Origin of the sequence: Streptomyces sp. NBC_00554 (assembly GCF_041431135.1) — a bacterium.
Classification (GTDB): Bacteria; Actinomycetota; Actinomycetes; order Streptomycetales; family Streptomycetaceae; genus Streptomyces.
The window spans coordinates 607,202-627,936 of record NZ_CP107799.1; the positions used below are offsets into that span (position 1 = coordinate 607,202).

General features: G+C 69.2%; 16 protein-coding genes. 11 read left to right on the plus strand and 5 right to left on the minus strand.

Annotated elements, in window-relative coordinates; genetic code table 11:
* Window positions 1-217: 217 nt before the first annotated feature.
* Window positions 218-1,249, plus strand: coding sequence for a hypothetical protein (locus tag OG266_RS02875; protein WP_371542370.1), 1,032 nt, complete (start codon window positions 218-220; stop codon window positions 1,247-1,249).
* Window positions 1,250-1,297: 48 nt separating this feature from the next.
* On the opposite strand, the gene OG266_RS02880 is transcribed toward OG266_RS02875, so the two are convergent.
* Window positions 1,298-3,724 (minus strand): GH92 family glycosyl hydrolase, encoded by a 2,427-nt coding sequence (locus tag OG266_RS02880; RefSeq protein WP_371542373.1) that lies wholly within the window; start codon window positions 3,722-3,724, stop codon window positions 1,298-1,300.
* A gap of 311 nt (window positions 3,725-4,035) precedes the next feature.
* Between OG266_RS02880 and OG266_RS02885 the strand changes: the two genes are divergently transcribed.
* A complete protein-coding gene (locus tag OG266_RS02885; protein ID WP_329550007.1) occupies window positions 4,036-4,704 on the plus strand; it encodes a DUF2238 domain-containing protein in 669 nt (222 codons plus the stop codon).
* Window positions 4,705-4,753: 49 nt separating this feature from the next.
* Here OG266_RS02885 and OG266_RS02890 read toward each other — a convergent pair whose 3' ends face one another.
* Window positions 4,754-5,737 carry an aldo/keto reductase gene (locus OG266_RS02890; protein ID WP_371542375.1) on the minus strand — a complete coding sequence of 328 codons (984 nt, stop codon included), beginning with the start codon at window positions 5,735-5,737 and terminating at the stop codon, window positions 4,754-4,756.
* A gap of 160 nt (window positions 5,738-5,897) precedes the next feature.
* Between OG266_RS02890 and OG266_RS02895 the strand changes: the two genes are divergently transcribed.
* Complete coding sequence (locus OG266_RS02895) at window positions 5,898-7,637, plus strand: cholesterol oxidase substrate-binding domain-containing protein (protein ID WP_266471477.1); 1,740 nt, start codon at window positions 5,898-5,900, stop codon at window positions 7,635-7,637.
* On the opposite strand, the gene OG266_RS02900 is transcribed toward OG266_RS02895, so the two are convergent.
* Window positions 7,618-8,394, minus strand: coding sequence for a TMEM175 family protein (locus tag OG266_RS02900; RefSeq protein ID WP_371542379.1), 777 nt, complete (start codon window positions 8,392-8,394; stop codon window positions 7,618-7,620). The two genes, OG266_RS02895 and OG266_RS02900, sit on opposite strands and share 20 nt — an antisense overlap.
* A 273-nt stretch (window positions 8,395-8,667) precedes the next feature.
* Here OG266_RS02900 and OG266_RS02905 point away from each other — a divergent pair, with 273 nt between their 5' ends.
* The 3 genes from OG266_RS02905 (at window position 8,668) to OG266_RS02915 (ending at window position 13,593) form a co-directional block, all read left to right on the plus strand.
* Window positions 8,668-10,002 carry a ricin-type beta-trefoil lectin domain protein gene (locus OG266_RS02905; protein ID WP_371552626.1) on the plus strand — a complete coding sequence of 445 codons (1,335 nt, stop codon included), beginning with the start codon at window positions 8,668-8,670 and terminating at the stop codon, window positions 10,000-10,002.
* A gap of 122 nt (window positions 10,003-10,124) precedes the next feature.
* Window positions 10,125-12,263 (plus strand): RICIN domain-containing protein, encoded by a 2,139-nt coding sequence (locus OG266_RS02910; RefSeq protein ID WP_266474900.1) that lies wholly within the window; start codon window positions 10,125-10,127, stop codon window positions 12,261-12,263.
* 19 nt (window positions 12,264-12,282) lie between these two features.
* Complete coding sequence (locus OG266_RS02915; protein WP_266471481.1) at window positions 12,283-13,593, plus strand: RICIN domain-containing protein; 1,311 nt, start codon at window positions 12,283-12,285, stop codon at window positions 13,591-13,593.
* Window positions 13,594-13,650: 57 nt separating this feature from the next.
* Here OG266_RS02915 and OG266_RS02920 read toward each other — a convergent pair whose 3' ends face one another.
* Together OG266_RS02920 and OG266_RS02925 are read right to left on the minus strand one after the other, a co-directional pair.
* Complete coding sequence (locus OG266_RS02920) at window positions 13,651-14,808, minus strand: glycoside hydrolase family 88 protein (RefSeq protein ID WP_266471483.1); 1,158 nt, start codon at window positions 14,806-14,808, stop codon at window positions 13,651-13,653.
* Between the two features lie 135 nt (window positions 14,809-14,943).
* Window positions 14,944-15,777 (minus strand): DUF1206 domain-containing protein, encoded by an 834-nt coding sequence (locus OG266_RS02925; RefSeq protein ID WP_266471488.1) that lies wholly within the window; start codon window positions 15,775-15,777, stop codon window positions 14,944-14,946.
* 164 nt (window positions 15,778-15,941) lie between these two features.
* On the opposite strand from OG266_RS02925, the gene OG266_RS02930 reads away from it, so the two are divergent.
* The 5 genes from OG266_RS02930 to OG266_RS02950 all read left to right on the plus strand — a co-directional run bounded on the left by OG266_RS02930 (window position 15,942) and on the right by OG266_RS02950 (window position 20,732).
* Window positions 15,942-16,865 (plus strand): MurR/RpiR family transcriptional regulator, encoded by a 924-nt coding sequence (locus OG266_RS02930; protein ID WP_266471491.1) that lies wholly within the window; start codon window positions 15,942-15,944, stop codon window positions 16,863-16,865.
* Between the two features lie 227 nt (window positions 16,866-17,092).
* Window positions 17,093-17,473: a hypothetical protein gene (locus OG266_RS02935; protein ID WP_266474902.1), complete on the plus strand. Its 381-nt coding sequence runs from the start codon at window positions 17,093-17,095 to the stop codon at window positions 17,471-17,473.
* A gap of 84 nt (window positions 17,474-17,557) precedes the next feature.
* Window positions 17,558-17,869: a DUF1232 domain-containing protein gene (locus OG266_RS02940; RefSeq protein WP_266471493.1), complete on the plus strand. Its 312-nt coding sequence runs from the start codon at window positions 17,558-17,560 to the stop codon at window positions 17,867-17,869.
* Window positions 17,870-17,942: 73 nt separating this feature from the next.
* The gene (locus OG266_RS02945) at window positions 17,943-19,319 is read left to right on the plus strand and encodes a CAP domain-containing protein (protein ID WP_371542385.1); all 1,377 of its coding nucleotides are present in this window, start codon (window positions 17,943-17,945) and stop codon (window positions 19,317-19,319) included.
* A gap of 168 nt (window positions 19,320-19,487) precedes the next feature.
* A complete protein-coding gene (locus tag OG266_RS02950) occupies window positions 19,488-20,732 on the plus strand; it encodes a serine hydrolase (protein WP_266471498.1) in 1,245 nt (414 codons plus the stop codon).
* Window positions 20,733-20,735: the final 3 nt, after the last annotated feature.

Sequence of the window (20,735 nt, forward strand, 5' to 3'; positions counted from 1 at the left end):
CACCCGTACGTCTCACGACCGTAAGGAATTCATCACTTTCCGCCACATCGGGGTGAAGGTCATCACATCGCGTCGTTTCCGGCTTGCTCGTTTCGGTTTTACTTGTGTGTCCGCTTGTTTCCGTTTTACTCGTGGCTCTGCTCGCTGAGGGCTGAAGCTTCGGCCAAAGCTTCATCCTCCGTGATCTGAACGCCGCACCGACCCAGGAGAGTTCCCGGTGACCGTAGCCATTGCTCCGTCCCATGAATCAGACGCGGATTTCGGCGCGTTGGATCCCGAAGTGTCGCGTGACGCACGCGACTTCGGGGCCTACGCACGGACCGGCGGCTGGAGCTTCGCTCTGAAGGTGGCGCGCAGCGTGCGGCCCGGCGGGCAGTCCGCGGACGAGACACCGAAGATCTCCGCGAAGGACTTCGCCGAGCTGGCCGGATGCTCGCCCGAGCGGGTCATGCGCTACTACAAGGCGTGGGACAAGGCGGCCGACGACGGTCTCGTCCCGCAGTTCGAAGGGCTGGCCCCGGGCCAGGACATCGAGCTGCCGGACGCCGAGGTGTGGCACACGTACTACGTCTCCCGCTCCAGCGCCGCCTCCGAGCGCGGCACCGCCATCGCGGAGGCCGCCCAGGCCGAGGGCATCCGGCCCACCAAGGCCCTTGAGGTCGCCGAGAACCCCACCGCACTGCGGGCCGCGATCCTCGCCGACCCCTCCACCGCCCAGGCCGCGCGGCACGCGCTCCTGGACCGGCTGAAGGAGGACCCGGCGCTCCAGACCGAGCTGGCCCGGGACATCGCCCGCACCGACGATCTCAAGAAGGCGGTGGCCACCGAGACCAGGGCGGCCGACCGGATCGGCTATGTGCGCCAGATCGCGGAGAAGGGCCAGATCAAGACCCCGGCCGGGCAGACCCTGGAAGCCCCGGCCGAACTGCGCTCCGAGGCCGAACGGCACCTGTCCCTCCTCGACGAGCTGGACGAGGGCGAGGACACCGGCGAGTGGGCGACCGAGGCGTACGACACCATGAAGAACATGGTGGTCGAGACCGTCCAGGCCGACCCCGAACTACGCGTCCAGGAACGCCGGACGAAGTTCTACAGCAGCCTGCAGAAGGCCACGAAGGTGTTCGAGGAGCTCACCTTCGACGACGCCGACGACATCTACGAGGACGACATGGTGCAGCGTCTGGAGGAGCTCCAGCAGGCGATCGGCACCTGCATCGCGGCTCTGCGGAGCGCCGCTCCCCAGCAGTGACCGGCTGCCCGCGGCCCCGCGAGAACGCTTCTCGCGGGGCCGCGGGGATCACTGAGGCAGGTTTGCCGGGTCGGTCGCCCACTGGGTGTTGGGCTGTTCGGCGAGACAGAACGTGAGAGTGCCGCCCTTCGTCGTCAGTCCGGCGCCGGTCCACGAGCGTTGCGTGGTACGCCCGTTGACCCGTACGGCGTCGATGTACGGGTGCGTGGCGTCGGCGGCGGGCGCGCTGATGGTGATGTCGGTTCCGCCCGGCCGGTCCACGACCGCGCTCGGGAAGAGCGGAGCGCTCAGCAGCATGGAGGCGCTGCCTGGGGTCTGGGGATACAGACCGAGGGCGGAGAAGACGTACCAGGCGGACATCGTGCCGAGGTCGTCGTTGCCCGGCAGACCCGAAGGGCCGGTGCCGTAGACCGTGTTGAGGATCTCGCGGACGGTCTCCTGGGTCTTCCAGGGCTGCCCCAGGGCGTTGTAGAGCCAGGGTGCGTGGATGCCGGGTTCGTTGGTGGGGTCGTAGCGCAGGGGGTCGCCGCCCCGGACCGACCAGGAACCGTCCGCCTTGTGGAAGAAGCCGTCGAGCCGGAAAGCGGCTGCGTCGCGGCCGCCCATCGCGGCGGCCAGCCCCTGCACGTCCTGCGGAACCATCCAGGTGTACGTCGCGCTGGTGCCCTGCGCGAACCCGAGATCGCTTCCCGGACTGAACGGCGTCACCCAGGACCCGTCGAGCCTGCGTGCCTGGATGTAGCCGGCGCCGGTCGTGGCGGCGGGGTTGAAGACGTTGGCCCAGTAGTCACCCCGCTCGGTGAAGACGGCGGCCTCCTGGTCCCGGCCCAGCAGCTCGGCCCACTTCGCAAGGGCGGAGTCGGCGACGGCGTCCTCCAGGGTCTCGGCGGCGCCGCCCCAGCAGTGGCACACATCCTGCGCCGCGTAGTGCGAGGTCAAGTACTGGGCGAGGTTGGGGCGTTGGCCAACGCACTGTCCCGGGCAGCCCGCGTCGGAGAGTCCTTCGTCGCGCGGCACGGTGGCCTGTCGTACGAGCGAGTCGAAGGCTCCCTCGTAGTCGAAGTTGCGTACGCCCATGGCGTAGAAGGTGGCCAGCGTCGCCGCCGAGGGGTCGCCCGTCATCACGTGGGTGGCGCCGCTGATGTGCACCCAGCGGTCCCAGACTCCGTTGTTCTGCCGCGCGAAGTTGTAGAGGGACTGCGCGAAGTCGCCCGCGATCCTCGGTTTCAGCAGGGCGAGGAGTTGTATCTGCGCTCTGTACTGGTCCCAGCCCGAGAAGTTGCTGTACTGCGCCTGCTGACCGCGGGCCAGGCGGTGCACCGCGCCGTCCATGCCGTAGTACCGGCCGTCGCCGTCGCTGATCAGGTTGGGCTGCATGAGCGAGTGGTAGAGCGCCGTGTAGAAGGTGGTGCGCTGGGCCGGACTGCCGCCGCCCACACGGACGGTGCTCAGTTCCCGGTCCCAGGCGCGGGCCCCGGCGTCGGCCACCGCGGCGACGCTCGCGTGCGGTGCGATCTCCCCGCGGAGGTTGGCCTCGGCGCCGTCGAGACTCACGTACGAGATGCCGACCCGCATCCGGACATCGTTGTCGGAGCTCGTGTCGAAGCCGACATATCCTCCGGAACCGCGTCCAGCGCGGTCCGCCCCGGTGGCGTACCCCTCCCCGCCCGAGGCGGAGGTCGAGCCCGCGGAGAGCGTGCCGTCCTTCCAGGTGCCGACCGAGGAGAAGTCGCGGTCGAAGGACGCGCTGAAGTACAGCTTGTAGTAGCTCTTGCGGTTGTTCGTGCCGCCGTTGGCGCGGCGGCCGCAGAACGCGCCGGTGAGCACCCAGCCGGTCACCTTGCGCTGCGCGGCGTCGATCTCGACGTGGGCGTCCTCGCTGCCGTTGAGGGAGTTGGAGACCCGGAAGAGCAGGTTGGCCGGACGGTCGCCCGGGAAGGTGAAGTCGGCGACGCCCGCCCGCTTGCTGACCGCCAGGTCCGCGGTGGCACCGGACTTGAGGCCGAGCGTGTAGCGCCCCGGTACGGCCTTCTCCTGGGCGTGCGTGAAGTCGGCGGCGTAGACCGCGTCCTTGGTGTCCGCCGAGGGCGAGGACGTGACGTCGCCGACGAACGGCATGACCGGCACGTCGCCCGCCGCGCCGGGGTTGCAGCCGGCGCCGTTGACGTGGGTGAGGCTGAGACCTCGGATGCGGGTCGCGTCGTACTGGTAGCCGTTGGCGGCGCCCGTGCTGGTCTGGTCACCGGTGGTGCTGGTCGGGGACCAGGCGATCATCCCCTGCGGGAGGGTGGCACCGGGGTAGGTGTTGCCGCCGTTGGACGAACCGATCAGCGGGTCGACGTAGGAGACCGGCCGCTCGGTGAGAACGGCTGAATCGGCCGGGAACGGGATGGTCAGGGCCAGGGCGCTGGTCGCGACCACGGCGGCGGACCGGGTGCCGAACCGTCTTGCTCTGCGCAGCCATTGGGGGCGCATACGAGGGTCACCTTCCGACAGGTAGGGGCGGGCCGGGATGGGCGCGAGGATAGGTGGCTGCCGGGAGGGCGGGAAGTGACCCGCGCGTCCGGGTGGTGAAGGCAGGGTGAATGCGTTGCGGCCCGGAGGACATCGGGTCGCCTTCCAGGGAAGGGCCCTCCGCGAAGTGAGTAGGCGTACTCATGTCCCCGGTCGCGTGCTCCAGCAGCATGGGGCCACCTGGACCAAGGAGACCGCCGATGACCGGAGTTCACCTCGCCTCGCTCAAGCGTCGCCCGATGAACGACGCCTTGCCGACGCTCGACGACCCCATGCCGGAACGCGCCCCGCGGAGGATTCTCCCGGTCGCGCTCGTAGTGATCGTCGTCGCGGGACTGGCCGTCTCCGCCTGGCACCCGCACGACGTTACGACCTGGTTCCTGGAGACCGTGTGGGTGCTGATCGGGCTGCCGTTGGCCGTCCTGTACCGGCGGCGCTTTCCCCTCACGAATCTGCTGTACTGCCTGCTCGCGGCACATGCGCTCGTACTCGCCGTGGGCGGGCACTACACCTACGCGCAGGTCCCGTTGGGCGACTGGGTGCGGGACGGGCTGGGGCTCGACCGCAATCCCTACGACCGGTTCGGGCACCTCATGCAGGGCTTCGTTCCTGCCGTCCTGGTCCGGGAGTTGCTGAGCCGGACCTCACCGCTGCGCGGCAGTCGCTGGCTGGCACCCCTGACCGTGTGCGCCTGTCTCGCGTTCAGCGCGGTCTTCGAGATGTTCGAATGGGCGGCCGCGGTGATCGGCGGACACGCCGCGGACGACTTCCTGGCCACCCAGGGGGATGTCTGGGACACCCAGTGGGACATGTTCTGCGCCCTGATCGGGGCGACCGTCTCGGTGCTGGTGCTGAGCCGCCTGCATGACAGGCAGCTGGGCGCGCTCTCGGGGGCGGGGGCTCTCCGGGGGCGGGGGGATCACTCCGGTGGCGGCCAATAGCTGACCAGGATCGGCCGCCGCCTTCACCTCGCAGCCCCCGCACCAGCGGCTACCAGCGGCCCTCCACCTGCTCCTTGATCCGCCGCTCGTAGAGGTCCTCGACCGCGTCGAGGGTCTTCTGCGACAGCTCGGGCAGCTTTGCCGCCGCCGCGTTGGCGCGGGCCTGCTCCGGGGAACGGGCGCCCGGGATCACCGTGGTCACACCGGGCTGCTGGATGATCCAGCGCAGCGCCAGCTGGGCGGGGGTGGCGCCTTCCGGGGCGAGGGAGGAGAACTCGGCCGCCGCCTCCACGCCGGTCGCGTAGTCGACGCCGGAGAAGGTCTCGCCCTGGTCGAAGGACTCGCCGTGGCGGTTGAACGTGCGGTGGTCGTCCGCCGCGAAGACCGTGTCCTTGGTGTACTTGCCGGAGAGCAGGCCGGAGGCCAGCGGGACACGGGCGATGATGGCGACGCCCGCCTCCTGCGCCGCCGGGAGCACCTGCCGCAGGGGCTTCATGCGGAACGCGTTGAGGATGATCTGGACGCTCGCCACATGGGGGCGGGCGATCGCCGTCAGCGCCTCCTCGCACGTCTCGACGCTCACGCCGTACGCGGCGATCCGCTCCTCCTCGACGAGGGCGTCGAGGGCGTCGAACACCTCACCGGAGGAGTAGACCGGCGTCGGCGGGCAGTGCAGCTGCACGAGGTCGAGGCGGTCGACGCCGAGGTTGCGGCGGGAACGGTCGTTCCAGGCGCGGAAGTTGTCGAGGACGTAGTTCTCCGGGATCTGGTCGACGCGGCGGCCCATCTTGGTGGCGACCAGCACATGCAGGTCCGGCCTGCCGCGCAGGAAGGTCGAGATCGTCTGCTCGCTCCGCCCGTCGCCGTACACGTCGGCCGTGTCGAAGAAGGTCACCCCCGACTCGGCTGCCGCCTCGAGCACAGCCAGGGCGTCCTGATCACTCACGTCGCCCCAGTCCGCCCCCAACTGCCACGTGCCGAGACCGATGACCGAAGCCTGCTGACCTGACCTGCCGAATACGCGCTCGTCCATGCCGTCAGTCTGGCACCTCCCCGCCCTCGTGAAGGACGCCACCCCAACCGGTCATACCTGTGCGTCCGCAAAGAACCTCCTATGAGGGTTTGTCACTCGAATGAGTGAAGCGCTTCGACAGTGGACTGATTCGTGTCAACCGCTGCCTAGCGTGGAACACATGACCGAATCTTCAAGAGGTGAAGAGCCCTCCGCATGGTCGCGCCGAGGGTTCCTGCTGACCGCCGCCGCGCTCGCCGCCGGTTCCCAAGTCGTGCTCCAGGGCCGGGCCGAGGCGGCCGCCGAACTGCCCGGGTTCCCCGAGGACGTCGACGTCTACCGGTCGGCGTACCGCAACTGGGACGGGGAGATCACCGCCGTCGGACTGTGGGCCTGTGCGCCCGGCGACGCGGACCAGGTCGTCCAGGTGGTCAACTGGGCCCGGCAGCAGGGCTGGACGGTGCGCGCACGGGGCTCCTCCCACGGCTGGTCGCCCTTGACCATCCCAGCGGGGACCGAGGCGGACGCTCCCGTGCTGCTGGTCGACACCGTCCCCGGCCTGACCGGTCTTTCGCTGGAGTCCACCACCCCCGCCGCCGCCGTCCGGGCCGGCACGGGCGTCACACTCGAGACGCTGCTCGGCTTCCTGGAAGACCGCGGTCTCGGCCTCACCGCGACCCCTGCCCCCGGTGACCTGACGCTCGGCGGCGCGCTGGCCATCGACGCCCACGGCACCGCGGTTCCCGCCGACGGCGAGAGCAGGCTGCCCGGACACACGTACGGCTCGCTCAGCAACCTTGTGCTGTCGCTGACGGCGGTGGTCTGGGACGCGGACAGCGACGCCTATGTGCTGCGCACCTTCGGGCGGGACGACGCTGACTGCGCTGCGCTCCTCACCCATCTGGGCCGCGCCCTGATCACCGAGGTCGTGCTGCGCGCGGGCGCGAACACCAACCTGCGCTGTGTCAGCCGTACCGACATCCCCGCCGCCGAGCTCTTCGCGGCGCCGGGCGGCGACAGCGGCAGACGTACCTTCGCGAGTTTCCTGGACGAGGCGGGGCGCGCGGAGGCGATCTGGTTCGCGTTCACCGAGTTCCCCTGGCTGAAGATCTGGAGCGTCACCCCCAGCAAGCCGCTGACCTCGCGCCGCGTGACCTCGCCGTACAACTATCCCTTCTCTGACAACGTCCCCACGGTCGTGGCCGACCTCGCCGGACGGATCGTGTCCGACGCGGCCTGGTACCTGGCTCCGGTCCTGGGCAACGCGCAGTTCACCGCGGCCGCCGTGGGACTGACCGCCACGCTGTCCGCGGACATCTGGGGGCCGTCCAAGAACACGCTGCTCTACATCAAGCCCACCACCCTGCGGGTGACCGCCAACGGCTATGCCGTGCACACCTCGCGAGCCGAAGTGCAGCGTGTCGTCGCCGAGTTCACCGCGTTCTACCGGGAACTGCTCACCACCTACGCCGCCCGCGGGAGCTATCCCGTCAACGGATCGGTCGAGATCCGGGTGACCGGCCTCGACGAGCCGTCCGACGCCGACTCGACGGACGCCCGCGCACCTCTGCTGTCGGCGTTGCGGCCCCGGGCCGACCATCCCGAGTGGGACACGGCCGTCTGGCTGGACGTGCTCACCCTGCCGGGCACCGCCGACGCGGCCGCGTTCTACCGGGAGTTGGAGCGCTTCCTTCTCACCACGTACGACGGCGGGCACGCCCTCACCCGCGTCGAGTGGTCCAAGGGCTGGGCCTACACCGACGAGGCCGCGTGGTCGGACCAGGAAGTCATCGGCTCCGCCGTCCCCGCCTCCTTCGACGACGGCGAAGGACCGGACTGGGAGCAGACGGCTGGCGTACTGGACCGGCTCGACCCGCACCGGGTGTACGACAACGCCTTCCTCAGGCAGTTGTTCCCGTGACCCCCGGCGCCTGCTGCTCAGGCGTCTTCGGACCTCGGAGCAGCGGGCGCGCCGCGACCGCCAGGAGCCACCAGTACTTGCCGGCCGTGGGCGAGGCGAAGGCCACCGGAATCGAGGTGGCGAAAACGCCGAGGAGCAACAGGCTTCGCCGGAGGGCATCCTTGATGCGCCCGGGCTCCACGGACGCCACGGCGAGGGACGGCCGCACCAGCAGACGGGCGGCCATTGCGGCGAGCAGCGCGATGCCGAGTGTGATCGTCGCGGCGTAGAAAACGGTGGCCGCGGCAGTATCGCCGTACTCATTGAGGAGCCGCGTGGGGAACGGGAGCGCGGCAACCACGGCGAGCAGGGCGAGATAGAGGTAGAGCAACCAGCGGTCGAGCGTGGCGACCAGGTGGAACAGCGCGTGCTGTGCCAGCCAGAGCGCACCGATCACGGCGAAGCTCAGCAGGTACGAGCCCATCTTGGGCACGGCGTCCCGCAACGCCGCACCGACCTCGGAGTCGGCGAGCCCTTCGGGAACGGTGATGTCCAACGCCAGCAGCGTGATGGCGATCGCGAACACCGCGTCACCGAAGAAGAGGAGGCGTTCCACGCCGATCACGGTTTCGCGGCGCGGGAGTCGGAGCGTGCGGTTGTTCATGGGGCAGCACCACTGGGAGTCGTGGGGGTGGGTGAGCCGGTTCGAGCGGAGCGTTGTCGAACCGGGCGCGAGGCTGAAGTCGTGGGACGCCTCGTTGAGCTCATGAAATACCACGAGCGGCTGTGAATCCTTCAACTCCTGGCGCGGGCCCCCCGTTTCAAGGTCCACTTCACTTTCAAGGCCCCCTTAATTCACATCTTGAGTTTACGTCTTGACGTGCCTGGTTCAGACCAATAGGTTCACCGATCACCAGCGTCCCATGCATGCGTTCATCGCTCACGGACGTGAACCCCCCACTTCAGCCACGTGTGAAGGGCTGTGATCATCTTGATCGCCAGACAATCCCTTGCGCGCTCCGCCGCCCTGCGCGGCACGCTCGCCACGATCATGCTCACTCTCTCCGTCGGCGCCCTCAGCGCCTCACCCGCCGCGGCCGCCACCGGCACGATCACCGGCCTCGCCGGCAAGTGCCTGGACGTCGCCGGGGCGAGCTCCGCGAACGGCACGGCCGTACAGCTCTACGACTGCAACGGCACCGCCGCCCAGCAGTGGACGGTCGGCTCCGACGGGACCATCCGCGCCCTGGGCAAATGCCTTGACGTCACCGGCAATTCGACCGCGGACGGGGCCAGGCTCCAACTGTGGGACTGCGCCGGCAGCGCCAACCAGAAGTGGACGGTCTCCGCGGCCCGCGACCTCGTCGGTACGCAGTCCAACAAGTGTGCCGACGTCACGGGCAACACTTCGGCCAACGGCACCCCCATCCAGATCTGGACCTGTGGCGGCGCCGCGAACCAGAAGTGGACCGCGCCCGCCGCGGACACGACCCCGCCTCCCACCACCTCCGCGCCGATGGCGGTGGCCCCGTACATCTACAACGGCTGGGGCAGCCCGCCCAGCCCCACCACCGTCATGAACGCCACCGGCGTCAAGTGGTTCACCCTTGCGTTCGTCCTCAGCAACGGCTACTGCAACCCGCAGTGGGACGGCAGCCGCGCGCTGACCGGCGGGGTCGACCAGACGACCGTGAACACCGTGCGCGCCAACGGCGGTGACGTCATCCCGTCGTTCGGCGGCTACAGCGGCAACAAGCTGGAGAGTTCCTGCTCCAGCGCAGGTGAACTGGCGGCCGCGTACCAGAAGGTCATCAACGCCTACGGGCTCAAGGCCATTGACATCGATATCGAGGCCGACGCCTACAGCAACGCGACGGTCCAGCAGCGCACCGTGGACGCCCTCAAGACGATCAAGGCCAACAACCCGGGCATCAAGGTGTACGTCACCATCGGCACCGGGCAGAGCGGACCCGACACCAGCCTCATCAACCGGGCCGCGGCCTCCGGGCTCACCGTCGACGGCTGGACGATCATGCCGTTCGACTTCGGCGGGGCCGGCCAGAACATGGGCACGCTCACCATCCAGGCGGCCGAGGGCCTCAAGACGGCGCTCAAGAACGCGTACGGATACACCGACGACCAGGCGTACCGGGGCATGGGCATCTCGTCCATGAACGGGATCACCGACGTCAACGAGACGGTCACCCCCGCCAACTTCGAGACCATCCTCAGCTACGCGCAGCAGCACCACCTGGCGCGGCTGACGTTCTGGTCGGTCAACCGCGACCGCCCCTGCTCCGGCGCCTACCCGAACGACGACACGTGCTCCGGCGTGGCCCAGACCGCCTGGCAGTTCACCAGCATCTTCGCCAGGTACACCGGCTGACGGACACAGCCCGCACCCCCCTCTTTTCCACCCCCCATCCACACAGGAGAAAAGCCGTGCCCAGACCAAAGAGAGAGTCCGGTCGCCACCGGACAGCGAAACTCCTGACCGTGGTCGCCGTCATGGCGAGCACGGTGACCGGACTCACGATCGCCTCGCCGCAGGAGGCGGCCGCCGCGCTGCCCACCGGATTCGCCACCATGGTCAACGCGGGCAGCGGCAAGTGTCTGGACGCCAGGTCCGCGGCAACGGCCAACGGCACCGCGGTGCAGCAGTACACCTGCAACAGTTCCACGGCCCAGCAGTGGAGTCTCACCACCACCAGCGACGGCTACGTACGGATCAACAACGGCAACAACACCAACCAGGTCGTGGACGTGAGCGACGTGTCCACGGCCGACAACGCCCTCGTCCACCTGTGGGCGTACGGCGGCGGCAACAACCAGCAGTGGCTGCCCGTGGACGAGGGCGCCGGCAACTACCACTTCGTCAACCGGAACAGCGGCAAGTGCCTGGACGTGCCCAGCGCGTCGACCGCCGACAGCGTGCAGTTGGTCCAGTACACCTGCAACGGGTCCGCGGCCCAGCGGTTCCAGGTGGCGGCCGTGACCCAGCCGCCGTCCAACGGAGTCGACCTCGGCCCGAACGTGGTCGTGTTCGACCCGTCGATGTCGGCGTCGACCATCCAGACCCGGCTGAACAGCATCTTCCAGCAGCAGCAGACCAACCAGTTCGGCTCCCAGCGCTACGCCGTGATGTTCAAGCCGGGCACCTACAGCGCCGACGTCAACGTCGGCTTCTACACACAGGTCCTCGGCCTGGGCCAGTCCCCGGACTCGGTGACGATCAACGGCGCGGTGCACGCCGAGGCCGACTGGTTCCAGGGCAACGCCACCCAGAACTTCTGGCGCGGCGCCGAGAACCTCTCGGTCAACCCGACGAGCGGCGGCGACCGTTGGGCCGTTTCCCAGGCCTCGTCCTACCGGCGGATGCACGTACGCGGCAACCTCGCCCTGGACGACGGCGGCTGGTCCAGCGGCGGTTACATGGCCGACACCAAGATCGACGGCCAGGTGAACTCCGGCAGCCAGCAGCAGTGGCTGACGCGCAACTCCCAGCTCGGCAGCTGGACCGGCTCCAACTGGAACATGGTCTTCGTCGGCAGCCAGGGTGTGCCGGCCAACAGCTTCCCCAGCCCGCCGTACACCACGGTGGCGCAGAGCCCGGTCACGCGTGAGAAGCCGTACCTGTACGTCGACAGCGCCGGCGCCTACCAGGTGTTCGTGCCGAGCCTGCGGTCGAACTCCACCGGAACCAGCTGGGCGAGCGGCACCACCGCCGGGAGCTCGCTCCCGATCGACCAGTTCTACATCGTCAAGGCCGGCTCGACCGCTTCGCAGATCAACGCCGCGCTGGCCGAGGGCAAGAACCTCCTGGTCACGCCCGGTGTCTACCACCTGGACCAGACGCTGCAGGTGAACCGTGCGGACACGGTCATCCTCGGCCTGGGCCTCGCCACCTTCATCCCGGACAACGGCGTCACCGCGATGAAGGTCGCCGACGTCGACGGAGTCAAGATCGCGGGCGTTCTCTTCGACGCGGGCACGACCAACTCGCAGACGCTGGTCGAGATCGGCCCGGCCGGCGCCACCGCCACCCACACCGCCAACCCGACGTCCCTGCACGACGTGTACTTCCGCGTCGGCGGCGCGGCCGTGGGCAAGGCGACCACCAGCCTCGTGGTCAACAGTGACAACGTCATCGCCGACCACATGTGGATCTGGCGCGCCGACCACGGCACCGGCGTCGGATGGACCACCAACACCGCGGACACCGGGCTCATCGTCAACGGCGACAACGTGACGGCGTACGGGCTGTTCGTGGAGCACTACCAGAAGTACCAGACGATCTGGAACGGCAACGGCGGCAAGACGTACTTCTACCAGAACGAGATGCCGTACGACCCGCCCAACCAGGCCGCCTGGATGAACGGCTCCACGCAGGGCTACGCCGCCTACAAGGTCGCCGACTCCGTCACCAGCCATCAGGCCTGGGGGCTCGGCAGCTACTGCTACTTCAACGTCAACCCGGCCGTCGCGGCCGAGCGTGCCTACGAGGTACCGAGCAACGGCGGCACCCGTCTGACGAACATGGTGACCGTCTCCCTGGGCGGCGTGGGCACGATCCGGCATGTCGCCAACAACAACGGCGGCCCGTCCAACTCCTCCACCAACGTCGCCAACCTCGTCAGCTACCCCTGACATACGGGAAGGATCGTCCATGCGCATCAGCAGTTCCGGTCCGGCACGTGCGGCATTGAAGGTACTTGTCCTGCTGGCGACGTTGCTCGGCCTGGCGGCACCACCCGCCGCCCAGGCGAGCACCGCCGCCCAGACCAGCACCGCCGCCGCCCCGTTCAAGGTGCTCGCCCTCTACAGCGGCACCTGGGACGCCGCGCACATCGACTTCGTCAAGGACGCGAACGACTGGTTCCCCAAGCAGGCCGCGGCCAACGGCTTCACCTACACGGCCAGCAACAACTGGGACCTGCTCAGCAACGGTGGCGTCAACGCGTACCAAGTCGTGCTGTTCCTCGACGACTTGCCGCAGACGTCCGCCCAGCGGGCGGGGTTCGAGACGTACATGCGAGGTGGCGGCGCCTGGCTGGGCTTCCATGTCTCGGCGTTCACGACCAATGCGTCGGCCTGGTCGTGGTACCACAACACGCTGCTGGGCTCCGGTAACTTCTCGACGAACACCTGGGGTCCCACGGCAACGGTCCTGAAGGTCGAGGACCGTACGCACGCGTCCACCAAGAACCTGCCGGCCACGTTCACCTCGTCGGTCAGCGAGTGGTACAGCTGGTCCAACGATCTGCGGCAGAACCCGAACATCAAGATCCTGGCCTCGATCGACGCCAGCGGCTTCCCGGTGGGCACGGATCCCAACCAGACGTGGTACAGCGGCTATTACCCGATCGTGTGGACCAACACGCAGTACAAGATGCTGTACGCGAACTTCGGCCACAACGCGATGAACTACACGACCAACACGCGTCTGTCGTCGACGTTCGCGAGCGCGACCCAGAACCAGTTCCTGCTGGACGGTCTCAAGTGGCTGGGCGGGGCCGACACCACGACCCCGCCGGAGGACTCGATCTCCGAGACCTCCTGGTACTCACTGACGAACGCCGGCAACGGCACCTGCGTGGACGCCCGTTCGGCCGCCACGGCGAACGGAACCGCGATCCAGCAGTACGCCTGCAACGGCACGCAGGCGCAGCAGTTCCAGTTCCGCTCGACCGACAGCGGTTACCGGCAGGCCGGTATCCGCACTAGCCCGCAGCAGGTCATCGACGTGGCCGGCGTCTCCACAGCCGACAACGCGGTGCTCCAGCTGTGGACCTACGGGGGCGGACAGAACCAGCAGTGGCTTCCGGTGAAGGAGAGCACCGGGCGCTACCACTTCACGGCCCGCCACAGCGGCAAGTGCCTGAGTGCGGCGAGTGCTGCCACGAACAGCGTTCAGCTCACTCAGCGAGCGTGCGACGGCTCCGCCGCGCAGAGTTTCACGCTCACTGCACAGCCCTGACCGGTCCGTGCGCAAGGTGCCCCCGCCGCGATCCAGCGGCGGGGGCACCGTCATGAACTAGCGTGGCAGCAGGGCGAGTTCGGTGCCGCCGAGCAGGAAGGCGCCGACGCCGAAGTTCGCGGTGGTGTCGTAGGTGACGGGCTGGCTGGACTCCGGCCGGTCGCCGACGTTCTGGACGTAGCCCAGGAAGCCGTCGGTGTGAACGGCGGTGCTCACCATGCCGTTCCAGGCTCGGGCGGCAACAGGGAGATAGGTGTTCCGGTCGACCAGGCCGGCGGCGATCGCGTACGACGTGCCGTAGAGGAAGAAGGACGTGCCGCTGGTCTCGGGGCCGGGCAGATGGGCGGCGTCGGCGAGGTTGACGTTCCAGAAGCCGTCGGTGCGCTGCACGCCGGCCAAGGCTCTCACCAGGCGGGTCAGGGCGTCGCGGTACTCGGCGGTGTGCCGCTCGGTGGATGGGAGGGCCTTGAGCGTCTTGACGTGTCCGCCCGCCACCCATCCGTTGCCGCGCGACCACACGACCGGTTTGCCGGAGGGGGACAGGATGCCGCCGGGCAGGAAGCGTTTGTCGCGGTACCACAGGCCCGTCGTGGCGGAGTACAGGCCGGGGCCGCCCTCGATGCGCTTGGTGTGGTTGTAGAGGGAGTACAGCTTCTCCCAGAACTGGGGGTCCTGACGGAGGGCGCCCAGGCGGGCGAAGGGCGGCATGGCCATGTGGAGGGCGTCGTCCCACCACCAGTCGTCGTTCTTGGCGGGCTGGTCCGTGTAGACCATGCGGCGCAGGGACGTCTCGATGGCGGTGAGCTTCTGCGCGTCGGGCTCGAGCGCGTACAGATCGAGGTAGGCCTGTCCGGCGTTGTGGTTGTCCGCGTGGCGGGTGGTCACTCCGCCGCTGAGTCCGTAGGCGTGCTTCTCCGCCCAGCTCCGGGCGTAGTTGAGGTAGCGGGCGCTGCCGGTCAGGCGCTGGAGGGCGAGCAGCCCGCTGAAGAAGGTGGCGTTGGCCCAGCCGTTGTCGCCGGAGTTCGTATGGGTGGCGATCCACTGGTCGGCCACGCGCCGCAGGACGGTGGTGATCTCGGCCGGGGTCGGCAGCACGGGTGAGGCGGCGCGCGGGGCGGCTTGGGGCGCGGCTTGCGCGGTGCCCGTCAGCGAGGGCGCGAGGGCGGCGGAGCCGGTGAGGGCGGCCGCGCCGGAGAGCAGGCGTCGTCTATGCATGTGAACAACTCCTACGGATGGGGACTCCATCCTCAACTCCCGCGCCACACGGTGTCCATGACTCGTCGTCAAGTCATCGCGAACCGAGGTGAGTTCAGGCCGTCGGAACAGAACCGGCCCGCGGACATGCCGTTCTCACACCTTGCGCCACCGCGCCATCGCGCAGGAGAACGCTCCGAACAGGGCCAGGCCCACGGCGACGCATGCCAGCAACCAGGGGCCCATCGGGGTTTCGGTGAAGGATCGGAGTGTGTCGTCCACGCCCTTGGCCTTGTCGGGCTCGTAGTCGACGGCGGCCCGCACGGCGAAGGCCCCGAGCGCCGCGAACACCGCTCCGCGCGCCACGCCGCCGGCCACCCCCGCCGTGTCGACCGCGCGGCGGGTCCGGGGCGACATCTCGCCGAGCTTCAGATGCTTGCGGTACTTGCGCCGCACGGCCCGGACGGCGATCCACACACCCGCCACGACAAGGCCGGCTCCGGCGGCGCCCACGATCCACTGGCCCGCGGGTATCCCCATCGCCTTCGCCGTCACGTCCCGGGACTGTTCGTCGCTGGAGCCCGAGCCTCCCGAGCCCGCGGCGAAGGAGAGGACCGAGTAAGCGACGAAGCCGTAGAAGACACAGCGCACGGTGGACATGAGCCGCTTCCGGGCTTTGCCGCCATCGGGCCCGACCGCGCCGAAGAGCGCCTCGGACAGCCGCCACAGCGACATACCGACGAGTCCGGCACCCAGGGCCCACAGCAGGACGGCCCCGAAGGGCTTCGAGGAGATCTCCTCCAGCGCACCGCTCCGGTCCGCCTCGCGCCCGCCGTCTCCGAAGGCGATCCGCAGCGCCAGGACGCCCACCAGCAGATAGATCACACCCCGCGCGACCAGCCCGGCCCTGGCTGCGCCCTCCCGCGCCGTGCCCGTCGCCGCCCGACGGACACGGCGCCGACCGCTGCGGACCATCGCTCCATCACTCATCCGGGAATTCCGCCTTCGAGCAGGCAACTTGTGGTGCTGTCGCGGGTACCCCGCAGGCGCGGGCGAAACGGGAACCGCGCATGTCACGCCCGGTGCCACCCACCGGGGCCAACACTGTCCGTGAGCTATGTTGAGTGCTTGTGGGACACGAAGGAGGCACATCTGTGCCATCGCCGCAGCAGGCACGTGCGCAGGCATCTGCGATCACCTCGGGGAAGACGGCCCCTGAGGTGGGCGTGGCTCCCACGTCCCAGCTCAGGGAACTGTTCGACGGGCCCCGGCTCTCCCCTGGTCAGCGACGCATCGCCCAGTACCTGATCGAGCACATCACCGAGGCGGCGTTCCTGTCGATCACCGACCTCGCCGAGCGCGTGGGGGTGAGCCAGCCCTCGGTGACCCGTTTCGCCGCGGCGGTCGGCTTCAGTGGTTACCCCGCGCTACGGGAGAAGCTCCAGTCGATCGCGCTCAGCACCCTCGGCAGCACGCCGGGCACACCGGCGGAGGCCACGAGCAACGAGTTGCAGGCGGCGGTGGACGCCGAGATCCAGAATCTGGAGAACCTGCGCCGGGACTTCGCCGACCCCGACGAGGTGATCCGCATCGGCCGGGCGCTGTCGAAGTCGGCGCCACTGACCGTCCTCGGGCTGCGGATCTCCGTCTCGCTGGCCGAGTACTTCGCGTACGCCGCACGGCGGATCCACCCGGATGTGCGGCTGGTGACCCGGGGCGGCAGTGTCGCCTACGACGCGCTGCTCCAGTCCCGCGAGGCGGGCGGCACCTGGGTGCTCGCCTTCGACATGCCCCGGCACGCCCAGGAGACGCTCACCGCCGTACGGGTGGCACGCAGCGCGGGCCTACGGGTGGCGCTGATCACCGACCTGGCGCTCGGCCCGGTGGCGGACGAGGCCGACGTCACCTTCGCCACGGGCACCGGGTCGCGCCTCGTGTTCGACTCCTACGCGGCGCCCGTCGTGATGTCGGCGGCGCTGCTCCAGGCCATGACCGACGACGATCCGGAGCGGACGCAGGCCCGCCTGGAGGAGTACGAGCAGGTCGCCGAGCAGCACCAGTTCTTCCTCAAGGACTGAGAATCCCCCGAAACCATCACATCTCCGGATCTTTCACACCGAATCACGCATGAAAATTTTCATGTTCTTGCGTAACCGGCGGTATATATAAATACTGCTCGCGTCCACCCGGGGCTCTCCGCTCCTACCCGCCCTGGGGCCCGGGTGGCCGTGGTGGCGGCCCCGGCCATCCCCTAGACCGGGGCCGCCCCAGACTCCCCCGCCGACGTAACCCGGAAGCGATGAACATGGCCCTGACGACGTACTCACCGATCACCTCGGACTGGCCGTGCCAGGTCAAGACCCCAGGCAGCTTCGACTGGGAGCGATCCGCGGTCAGGTGGCTGCGCGAGCTGGTGCCGTCTCGCTACGCGAGCTACCCCGCGCTGATCAAGCACCCCGTGCTCCTGGCCCGCCACGCACAGATCCAGGTGCAGCACGAGATACGGGTCGCCCGCACCGCCCTGCAGACCGCGCGTGCCGAACTGCCCGCCCTCGGCCTGCACGAGGGGGTCATCGAGCACACCATCAAGCTGTACGCGGCCGAGGTGCTGCAGCTTCAGCACATCGCCCGCAGCATCCGTGCCGTCAGCCAGGCTCTGGTGGACGGCAACGTGCCGCGGACCTGAGTTCGGAGCGGTCCGGCGCGATAGGAAGGGCACGAGCGGGAAGACGTAGGGAGCAACTTCCCGCCGAGAGCCCTGGACGGACGCATGGAATCCACGACCTGGACAGTCATCCTCATCGTCGCGATCCTGGGTGCCGTCCTGCTCGGGGTGGCGATCGCGCTCCTGGTCCGGCTCGTCCGTGCCCGCCGCGACCTGCGCCGTGCCGGGCTTCCGTCCGGCCCCCGCTGGGTCTTCTGGGGCGCCGTCGCCTATCTCCTGCTCCCGGCCGATCTGCTGCCCGACCCCATCTACCTGGACGACATCGGCGTACTCCTGATGGCTCTGCGCTCGATGCGCCCGGCAGCGGGTGACCGCCCGAGCATCGACGGGAACCCCGGAGCGCCGACGGACCGTTGACCATCCGACGGCCTGTGACGTGAACTCCCTCGTCGCAGGCCGGTACGGATCACTACGTCGACGGGGCGGCACCATGACCGAGCTGGTTCCCGGGGGCAACGTGCCCCTGCCGGGCGGCATCCTGACCCTCCGGGTGCCGGGCCCCTTCGACGTCTGCGCGCTGATCACCGACGACAGCGGAAAGGTGCGCGGCGACGGCGACTTCGTGTTCTACAACCAGCCGGCCGCGCCCGGCACCCGGCTCCAGGGAGAGCGGCTCACCATCGATCCCCTCCGACTGCGGGCCGGGGCCAGCCGCGTCACGGTGGTCATCAGCTCCGCCGACCCCTCGACGCCCCTGGCTCGGCTGCCCGCGCCCACCCTGCATGTCGGCGGACCGGGCCCTCGCACCCTCGCCCGCTTCACCCCGCCGCGTCCGCAGCGGGAGACCGTGCTGCTACTCGCCGAGATCTACCGCCGTGGCGGAGGGTGGAAGCTGCGCGCGCTGGGCCAGGGGTACGCGGACGGACTGGCGGGCCTGGCACGGGACTTCGGGGTCGATGTCGCCGAGGACGACGCGTCGCCGGGCGCCTCGGTCGGCCGTTTGAACACCGCGGCCCACCGTGGCGGGCCGACTGGACGGATGAGCGCCGCGCCCCGTTCCAACGCGCCGACCGGCCGAGGGAACGCCGTGCCCGACACGGACGGATTCCTCGGCCTGGTGAACTCCGCCCGTGCCAGGGCCGGTTCCCCGCCCGTGTCCCTCGACGCACGGCTGGCGGCAGCGGCGCGCGCCCACGCCTCCGACATGGCCGCCCGCGGGGTGCTCAGCTCCGAGAGCCCGGACGGCACCTCCTTGTACCAGCGCGTCACCTCGACCGGATACGCGTATCTCACCGTCGGCGAACATCTGGTCTCCGGCCCCCGCACACCACGTGAGTTCGTGGAGTACTGCCTCTCGGCCGAGCAGTCCCGGACCACGCTGTGCGAGCGCGTGTTCAGCCAGGTCGGTCTGGCGTACGTCCCCGACCGCTCCGGCGACCTGTACTGGACGGCCCTGTGGGCACGGCCCTTCAGCCCCGGCGACCTGGTGCGGACGGAGAACAAGGTCGTCGCGCTCACCAACGCCGAACGGACCGCAGCCGGTCTACGGCCCCTGTCGGTCGACCCGCTGCTCACCAACGCGGCGCAGGCGCACAGTTCCGACATGGTGGCCCGTGCCTTCTACTCCCACACCTCCCCCGGCGGCAGCCAGCCCTGGGACCGGGCGGCCGCCGCGGGCAGAAGGCGCCGCACCCTCGGCGAGAACATCGCCTGCGGCCAGCGCTCCCCCGCCGAGGTCGTCCTCGGCTGGATGAACAGCCCCGGCCATCGCGCCAACATCCTCAAGCCCGCCTTCACCCACATAGGGATAGGCCTGGCCGGCGGCGGCAAGGCGGGCACGTACTGGACGCAGCTCTTCGGCGCCTGACACGCCGCCGTCCCAACTCACCTTCACCTTTCGCTGTTTCTGATTCCTCCACGGGCAATGCAACCCACAAGCCCCTCCTGCGCGTAGAGATGGTGAATACGCCCGCATCCGCGGCGCGGCTCGGGCCGGGAATCCGCACCGGCAGAAGCAACTCGGGAGAAGAATCAGATGGTCTCAGGAACGGTGGGCACGGGTACGGCGCTTGGCGCGGTTCTGCTGTCCCTCCTGGCAGTCCCCGCGCATGCGGCGACTCCTTCGGGCACCGTGCGTGAAGCAAGCGTCGCCGCCGGGGAGTTGGCGGCGCCCGATGACGCGGGGCTGCGCGAGGTGCTGCGTACGGCTCTGTCGCAGGGGGCGCCCGGCGCGATGGTGAGAGTCGACGACAACGGCACGGTCCACCGGCTGTCGGAGGGAGACGCCGACCGGGTCACCGGGCGCGCCCTCACCACGTACGACCGGTTCCGTGTCGGCAGTGTCAGCAAGTCCTTCACCGCCGTGGTGCTGCTGCAACTGGTCGACGAGGGCAAGCTCAACCTGGACACATCCGTGAACAGCTATCTCCCGGGGCTGCTGCCCGACGACCGGATCACCGTGCGCCATCTGCTGAGCCACCGCAGCGGCCTGTACGACTACACCAACGACATGTTCGAGCAGACGGTCCCGGGCTTCGAGGCCGTCCGCAACAAGGTGTTCAGCTACCAGGACCTGGTGGACCTGTCCCTGGCGAAGCCGCTCACCAACGCGCCGGGCGCGGCCTACTCGTACTCGAACACCAATTTCGTCGTGGGGGGCATGCTCATCGAGAAGCTCACCGGGCAGTCCGTCCGCACGGAGTACCAGAAGCGCATCATCAAGCCGCTGAAGCTGACCGGCACCTCCTACGTCCACCCGAACACCGCGATCGCGGGCCGCCACGCCAACGGTTACCTCCCGCCCGACGAAGGCGGCACCCCGGTCGACTCCACCGAGCAGACCGTCTCCTGGGCACAGAGCGCGGGCGCGATCATCTCCACCACCCACGACCTGAACACCTTCTTCTCCGCGCTGCTCGGCGGAAGGCTCATGTCCGCCGCCCAGCTCGCTCAGATGCAGCAGTGGACGCCGGTGAACAGCACCCAAGGCTACGGTCTGGGCCTGCGCCGCCGCGACCTGTCGTGCGGTGTCTCCGTGTACGGGCACACGGGCACCGTCCAGGGCTACTACACGTACGCGTTCACCTCGAAGGACGGCAAGCGCAGCGTCACCGCGCTCGCCAACACCTCGAACAACGGCACCGTGCTCACCACCCTCAGCCGCACGCTGGAATCCGCCTTCTGCGGCAAGCCGCAGACCACGGCCGCCGCGCGCAGCTCGGCGACCGTGAACCAGGTGGAGCGCTACGAGGACATCGCGCCGAACATCGCCCGCGACTGATCT